This is a genomic window from uncultured Methanobrevibacter sp., from assembly GCF_947170395.1.
Classification (GTDB): Archaea; Methanobacteriota; Methanobacteria; order Methanobacteriales; family Methanobacteriaceae; genus Methanocatella.
On the sequence record NZ_CAMVTE010000029.1, the window covers coordinates 22,608 to 30,638 of the forward strand.

An 8,031-nucleotide genomic window follows, 5' to 3' on the forward strand; every position below is an offset into this window, starting at 1 on the left:
ATGGAACTGAATGACCTTTTACCTTTAGTTTATAAAATCAGATTGATAAGCAAAAGAAACACCCAATATATTGATAATAGATTAAAGAATTATGGCATGTATCATGGGGATTTTCAATATTTATACATTATTTATAAAAATAAGGGAATAACACAAAGGGAACTGTCAAAAAAACTTAATCTGCATGAATCCTCAGTAACAAGAGGAATAAAAAGACTTGAAAGAAAAGAATTCATAAAAACTGAAAAAAGCAATGAGGATAAACGCAGAAATATTCTTTCAATAACTTCTAAAGGCTGTGAAATGCTTAAGATAAATTTTAAGGAGCAAAAAAGTTTTGAGGAAAATATCGAAAAAATATTCACGCCGGATGAGCTAAAAGTTTTTGAAGAAAACCTGGAAAGAATTATCAAAATGTCTTGACTTTAGAAAATTGCCGGATGTTGTTTTTTTGTCTTGATTATTTGAATTATTAATGGCAACGGTTATTAATACGGAGTTTTGTTTCAAATTGAATATATCAATGTACAAGTGGAAAATAATTTTAAAATCTTTTCAATAGGGAGTTTCCAACAGTATTATGTAATCTATTGTCTAGACAATATTGAAGTTGGCGTTAATTAAATAGTTATATATAACTTAAAAATGAAATTATTAATTAATTATAATTTTGGAGAGAGTTTACATGAAAACTCATGTGATAGTTGTATAACTTTTGTTCTCTCTACACTACTTTTTTTTAGAATTCATGATAATTAAATATTCATCTAAATGGGAGAAACTGGAGCTAGTGGAAATACAAATCCTGAACATCTACTATAATCACTGACATAACCTGAACCAACTAATGATACAAGTTAACTACTTGAGTATTATTGGAAAAGTTGAGGGTAAGATGCTGAAATTATTTATAAACAATTGATGACAAGCAATTATTAGTTATGCCAACTCCAACATAAAGCTAGTCAAAAAGAACCAAAAGTTGCACAATCCGGATTCGCCCTTGCTGATTGGTGATGTTAAAGAGGATGATGTTGTAAAAGAGGTTAATGAACCCAGCTTTATTGATGCACAACAAAAGTTATTTTAATTATAGGTAAGTTCTAGAGGTTATCAATTAAGTTGAATTTTTAATATTACTTCTTTCAGCGAAAAGATTATTTTTAAATTATATGCTTGTTTAATCATGGTATGTAAAAACTTAACATTTATATATTATTAAAATCAATAATAACAATTGTTATATTATATTATGACGGAGAAATTAATATGGTAGAAAAGGGAACAGATGTGTTAAAGGAAGGTTTCGCCAAAATGACAAAAGGCGGAGTCATTATGGACGTAGTGAATGCAGAACAGGCTTCAATTGCAGAAGATGCAGGGGCGGTGGCAGTAATGGCACTTGAGAAGGTACCTGCAGACATTCGTGCAGCTGGGGGAGTGGCCAGAATGGCTGATCCAACAATTGTTGAAGAGGTGGTTGATGCAGTATCCATCCCTGTAATGGCAAAGGCAAGAATAGGCCATATTGCAGAAGCGCAAATATTGGAAACCCTAGGAGTTGACATGATTGATGAAAGTGAAGTGTTGACACCTGCAGATGAAGAATATCACATTAACAAAAAGGAATTTACAATACCATTCGTATGTGGTGCACGTAACCTTGGTGAAGCACTAAGGAGAATTGACGAAGGTGCAGCTATGATTCGTACCAAAGGAGAACCTGGAACAGGAAACATTGTAGAAGCAGTTCGCCACATGAGAATGGTGATGGGAGAAATCAGAACAATACATGGAATGGAGGAAGAGGAACTCTGGAAATATGCGCGAAACATCGAAGCTCCAATTGAACTTGTAAAGCAAACTGCAGAATTGGGCAAATTACCTGTTGTCAACTTTGCTGCAGGAGGAATTGCAACACCTGCTGACGCATCACTCATGATGCAGTTAGGTTCCGACGGCATTTTTGTGGGATCAGGAATATTCAAGTCAAACAATCCTGAAGCATTTGCAAAAGCAATAGTTGAAGCAACTGCAAATTACGACAAGCCTGAAGTATTGGCGGAAGTATCCAAAGGATTGGGCGAAGCCATGAAAGGTCTGGAAATGTCAACTTTGAGCGAATCCGACAGAATGCAGGACAGGGGAATTTAAAATTCCTCATATTTTTAATTATTTTTTAAGGTGCTTAGATGGTAAAAATCGGAATCCTAAATCTTCAGGGTGCAGTTTCAGAACACTTTGACATGACAAGAAAAACCGTTGAAAACTTAAAACTCGATATAGAAGTGGAAGAAGTAAGATACAGTGATGATGTTGAAAAATGTGATGGATTAATCATATCCGGTGGGGAAAGTACTGTAATTGGCAAGCTCATTAAGGAAAGGGGTATTGATAAAGTTATTAAAGAAAATAATATTCCTGTCTTTGGAACTTGTGCTGGAATGGTGCTTCTTGGCAAAAAAACAGATTTCAACCAGCCGCTACTTGAACTTATGGACATAACTGTTAAAAGAAATACCTATGGAAGGCAGAAGGATTCATTTGAAGCGGAAATTGAAATATTAAATCAAAAGTATTCTGGTGTGTTTATTAGAGCACCGGCACTTGAATCTTATGATGGGTCCAAAAATGATATTAAGATATTGTCAGAATTTGATGGTGAAATAATAGCCATTCAGCAAGGACACAACATTGCAATTTCATTTCATCCAGAATTAACAGAGGACACTTTAATTCATGAATATTTCATTGAAGAAGTTTTAACAAGTCTGAACCATTGACTGCTTTTAGAAGTTAATCAAATTGTAAACTTATAATGCAACAATTTTAATTTTTTAAAATTTGTTAACTTATACTTATCCATATAGGTTTTTCATGAAGAAACAATTGAAAGGGAATTCCTCCCATGATTCTAGTTAAGGACAATTATCCAAAAATATATAATATCCATTGATGAGTTTAATATGTCAAGAGAGGAATACGAAATATGAATATCTTAGATTTCTTGTTGGGTGATGAAATTTAATTAGAAGAGATTATAAATTTAATGTTATTATGCCAACAGCAACATGAAGTGGGTCAAAAGGAATCAAAAATTGCATAATCCTGATTCTCCTTTGTTGATTGGTGATGTTAAAGATGGTGATGTTGTAAAAGAGGTTAGAGAACATAGTTTCATTGAAACTCACGAAAAGTTCTACCACTTATGCATATTTTTCAATCAACTTTATACAAATATTTTGAATTAATATTCATGAAAAGAAAAAGTAGCTATTAATTATATATAATTTAAAAAAGTAAAATATTATTAATTAACATAATTGAGGTATTATATGAAAGGGCATGCGAAAGTTGTCATACTTATGTTCTCTCAACACTACTTTTTATCGAGCTCATGTTAATTAAATATTTTCATTTTTCTGCAGTAGGATGAAATTATATGACCATCAACTACTTTTATAAAAATTCGATTAGCATTAAAAAATTTAATGTAAAGATTAGATGGAGTATTTTGATTAAAATTTTCATGTTACGATATTGCAAAATTCAAATATTTAGGATTTGAATAATATCCTTTTGCCACTAACATCAATTTCTACTTTGTCACTAAGCGGAACATTGGTAGTGCCATTATAAAATTCAACATCATAATCTTCAGGTATATTTTCAATTATTTTCTTTAAAACTTCAATATTTAAAATTGCCATGAATAATAATTTATAAAAATCTGTATTTAAATCAATCTTCAAAATTTATCCCAAATCTATTCCAAACTTATTGCAAATTTATTTCAAATGTAAATTTTTAATTTATAAATGCATCAGGTTATGTTGCCCGTTTTCCATATCTCATATTCTTTTAAAAATTTCTTAACTTCAAATATATCTTTTATTTCATCATAATTTTCGTCTATTCTTTCTTTAATTGTTTCCATATTTGAAAAGCTAGAAGCAATATTAATTTCATGTTCTAGGAAGCTATTCATATCCAGGTACATATATGATTTTAAAAATTCTATTAATCCATCTTTTGTAGAAATTAAATTATCAATTGTATTTTTAAATTCATTATCTAAGTTTAAACTTTCTCCTAATTCGTACACGTTTATTAAATCGTTTGTAACATAGTTTAAATGTTTTTTAAGCATTAGGAGGTATTTGTGTTTTATGATATTTTCTAATTCATTTATTTCAGTTTCAGTTAAGATCGCCTCATTTTTTAAACCTGGCACAGTATTATGATTTTTAACATGAATTAATAATTCAAAGAGAAAATGAAGGTGATTCATATCATAATATTCATTTTTTAAAATTTCAAATCTATTTTCTGAATTAATCTTAATAATTAATATTAAACAGATTTTTTTCAATGTAGATCTATTATCATTAAAAATTTCTACATTTAATTTTTTATCTAAGGAAAAAATTAATTTTAAGAGGAATTCCGGTTCATTAATGTTATCAAGTCTATTATACAGTATTTTAAAAAATGCATTTAATTTGTCTGTTTCATTTAAATGTTTAAATGCGTCCAATAGTTCCTGTTCATTCTTAGAATTTATGTATGTTGTTATTAATGTAATTTCTCCTTCAGTAATATTTTTTACAATAGGATTTAATTTAAAGTATGTTTTAAAATGATTTGGGTGACATATTAATAATTTACCCTCACATTCAGAAGAATAATCTGAATAGTATTTAGTGTTATAGATGAAATTCATTTTTGGAAACAAATTTGTTAGTATATGTTTTAAATTATCATCACCTTCAACTATCTTTTCAAATTCACATTGCTCTGATTTTGCAATTTCAGGATTAGACAAGTACTCTCCTTTTGGAATAGGATATTTGACAAGTAATGATTCGTTATATTTAATTGTCTCATATACTTCAGGTTTAAATATTTGAATTGCAGTAATTGCAATGAAATCCTCAAAATTAACTTCATTTTTTATTAATTCAATGTTAAATTCTAAAAGGTTTATAAATCGTTTTATATCACGTATTGTTTTAAAAAAATAGAGTATTCCGTATCTTTTTTTGGTTTCATATTCCCAATAATCTAAAATATCATCTAGTCTATCTTCATTTAATTTGATATCATGTTTTTCAGATAAAGTAGTTAAATCCTCATTTAGGATATTTTTTAATTCTGAATCTGTTGCCAATGGCACATCCAATGCTACGTTAATAATTTTTTCAATATATTTTTCGCCATCAATATACTCATCATCTAATGATTTTGCAATAATTTTTTTATCAAATGAAAGAATATAAATTATATTATTAAAATCAGCCATTATTTTAATTAATTTAAACATTTCCTGAATCTCAGTAGTACTTACTCTATCTAAATCATCAATAATGCAAACAATTTTATAATCGCCAAGTTTATTGTTAATTTCATTTTTTAGTTTTTCAAGGGATTTTTCTTCTGAATCATATTTAAAAATTGAATTTAATATATTTGATATTGTTTTACTCTTTGTTGCAATTAATGGAATAGATGCTCCTTTGGCTAAATCAGATTTATTAATCTTAAGCCAATACCGTTTCATGTTCGCAATTAACTCATAATTTTCGTCACTATAAAATTGTTTAATAAGTTCATCAAAAAATTGTTCAATTAATTGATTATATGAAGAGTAAATCCATGGATTAAACTTCATCACTTTAATATTGGTATTTTTAAGATAGTTTTCAGTTAAATTTAATATTGATGTTTTACCTGAACCCCACTCTCCCATCAAACCTATTGTAATACTGTCATGATTATATTTAAAGTAATTTTCAATGTTCTTCCCTAAATATTCTGCATAATTATTAATATTCAATCCTTTTTTATCTTCAGTTACACTTTCAATGGGCTTTTCTGTTGTGAATGTGAAATCATTTTTTTCATTATGGTTTTGGTTGGTCATATTTGTGATTTTATTTACAAATTCATATATATTTTCCTATATTTCCTAAAGAATGAACTATCCGTTGTTGGCATTATGCAATGTCGATTCCATCATAAAATAAAAAATTTATTATATATTTTATATAAATAATATAATAAATAATATAATAAAGAAAAATTAAAATGATACTTAAAAATGATAGGGAGATTACATGGGATTTGCTGATTATATTAGAACTAGATTATTGAATAATAGGGTGGAACAGTACAACACTAAGCGTAGCTATTGGGGCGAGGATGAAAGGCAGCCTAGAACTGATGGAATCAACACTGGCCTTGATTTGATAGATGCCCTTCCTCCTGTGATTAATAAAACTATAGCTAATGCTAGATATGCTGTTAAGCTTGACGGTTATACTTCAGGTATTTTGAAAAACAGAATTGATAAAGCTAATGTTAATATTGTCCTGGTGGACAAGGACAACAAGCTTTCAGCTGAACAGAAATTGACTTTGATCTTGTGGGCAAGAAAAATCGACATCAGCCAAGTTGCTAAAAATATCCTGCAAGGTGGAATGGTTGATGGTGAGGGCGTAATTAAACCTGTAGAGCGATGGGACAAGGATATTGGAAAATATATTAAACCTATCTTTTTAGAAATCGGCGCCACAGGTTATGGCCTTAAGAAAGAATTTAATGATGATAATGAAGTGCAGCTATACCTTCATGAAATGCCTAAGGATGTAGTTAATGGAAGTCCTGAAGAGTTCAATAACTTCGTTAGTGTTGAAGAGGGTACATTAACGGTTCAATATGAGCCAGATGAAGTTATTAACTTTATGTATAATGAAATCTATTCTGAAGCTCAAAGTATTATCCTGAATTGCCTTGATGATATCTATCACAAATGCAATCTCGAAAGAAATCAGGTAGAGCGTATTAATAAGGATAATATTATTGAAGTCAAGCCTGCAATGGATGCCAATGGCCAGCCATACATTACTGAGCTTTCATCCACTGCTAAGGAAAATCTTTATGCTGATTATGGAACTACTGCAGGAAGTAATGTAGCTATTGTGCCTCCAGGAATTGAATCTAAAATCTTGGGTGGTAACAACTACCAGTCAGATTATACTAGGCAAACTGAAATCTTTAGAAATAATATCTTAAGGACTTTTGTTACTCCACAGTCTCAGGCAGGTAATGAAAGGTCTAACCAGAACGTGGCCGAGTACATTAACGATTCAGCTATTACAGGTTTCATTGTTAATGTAGCTAATGACCAGAAATGGGTCTTGAAGCACTGCAATGAATTGTTAAAAAGGCAAATGGATTTAATGGGCATTAAAGAAACTTATGATGTTTACTTAAGCTATTCAAGAGATGATGTTGTTAAGTATGTTATGGAGCTTTCTGCTGAAGGTGATGAAATCTATAAGAATTATCTCAGTAACTTTGAAGAGGAACAGCCTGTCGGTGAGAGAATTGTCAGTGAAAGCGGTACTGAAATATAATAAATATTTATATAAAATAAATAATAAAATATATAATAAATAAAATAATAAAATGTGATAATGATGAGACATGAACTTTTTGAAGTTGGATCATATGATTATTCCGACTTGGATGAAAGGTTAACTAAACCTGTTGAATGGACTGAAGAGGATCTAAAGCTGATTGCTGAAAACTATCGTGGAGGGATTCCGCTGACTGAAGAACACGATAAGATCTATATTGGCATTGGAAATGACATAAGCTATGAAGAAGGTAAGCTATTCATTGAAATCCCTGATGAACTGGATATGGAAGGAAAAGGCCTTTCTCCTAAAGTTGATGTCTTATTGAAAGATAATGGAGATTCATTTGGAATTGATACTATGAGTTTGATAGATGTTGGTGTAACTAAAAGCCCTAGAAAAATTACCCTGTTGAATTCTGATATAGCTGGAGATGTGGGTGATGCTGGAAATCCTGAACCTGCTCCTCAACCGCAGCCACAGCCTCAGCCTCCAAGCAAAGACGCTAATGTAGCTACAAGTTTATTATTAGAAAAATTGCAAGGCAAGGATGCGGAAATTGGAAAGCTTCAGGAAGAGATTAAAACTTTAAAAGAAGAATCTGAAAAAT

8 protein-coding genes are annotated in these 8,031 nt (G+C 30.2%); 6 read left to right on the forward strand and 2 right to left on the reverse strand.

Features of this window, described 5'->3' with window-relative positions:
• The 4 genes from Q0W04_RS08285 (at nt 1) to Q0W04_RS08300 (ending at nt 3,251) form a co-directional block, all read left to right on the forward strand.
• Nucleotides 1-423, forward strand: coding sequence for a MarR family winged helix-turn-helix transcriptional regulator (locus Q0W04_RS08285; RefSeq protein WP_298501940.1), 423 nt, complete (start codon nt 1-3; stop codon nt 421-423).
• A gap of 846 nt (nt 424-1,269) precedes the next feature.
• Nucleotides 1,270-2,154: a pyridoxal 5'-phosphate synthase lyase subunit PdxS gene (gene pdxS, locus Q0W04_RS08290; RefSeq protein ID WP_295727335.1), complete on the forward strand. Its 885-nt coding sequence runs from the start codon at nt 1,270-1,272 to the stop codon at nt 2,152-2,154.
• A gap of 38 nt (nt 2,155-2,192) precedes the next feature.
• Nucleotides 2,193-2,783 (forward strand): pyridoxal 5'-phosphate synthase glutaminase subunit PdxT, encoded by a 591-nt coding sequence (pdxT, locus tag Q0W04_RS08295; RefSeq protein ID WP_292876359.1) that lies wholly within the window; start codon nt 2,193-2,195, stop codon nt 2,781-2,783.
• 288 nt (nt 2,784-3,071) lie between these two features.
• Complete coding sequence (locus tag Q0W04_RS08300; protein WP_298501945.1) at nt 3,072-3,251, forward strand: hypothetical protein; 180 nt, start codon at nt 3,072-3,074, stop codon at nt 3,249-3,251.
• A gap of 306 nt (nt 3,252-3,557) precedes the next feature.
• On the opposite strand, the gene Q0W04_RS08305 is transcribed toward Q0W04_RS08300, so the two are convergent.
• The gene (locus Q0W04_RS08305) at nt 3,558-3,752 is read right to left on the reverse strand and encodes a hypothetical protein (RefSeq protein WP_298501947.1); all 195 of its coding nucleotides are present in this window, start codon (nt 3,750-3,752) and stop codon (nt 3,558-3,560) included.
• 71 nt (nt 3,753-3,823) lie between these two features.
• Nucleotides 3,824-5,923: a P-loop NTPase fold protein gene (locus tag Q0W04_RS08310; RefSeq protein WP_298501950.1), complete on the reverse strand. Its 2,100-nt coding sequence runs from the start codon at nt 5,921-5,923 to the stop codon at nt 3,824-3,826.
• Nucleotides 5,924-6,116: 193 nt separating this feature from the next.
• Between Q0W04_RS08310 and Q0W04_RS08315 the strand changes: the two genes are divergently transcribed.
• Both Q0W04_RS08315 and Q0W04_RS08320 read left to right on the forward strand, forming a co-directional pair.
• Nucleotides 6,117-7,418, forward strand: a complete 1,302-nt coding sequence (locus tag Q0W04_RS08315; RefSeq protein ID WP_298501953.1) for a hypothetical protein — start codon at nt 6,117-6,119, stop codon at nt 7,416-7,418.
• Between the two features lie 63 nt (nt 7,419-7,481).
• Nucleotides 7,482-8,031 (forward strand): hypothetical protein (locus tag Q0W04_RS08320; protein ID WP_298501955.1); only part of this gene is annotated, 550 nt, incomplete at its 3' end.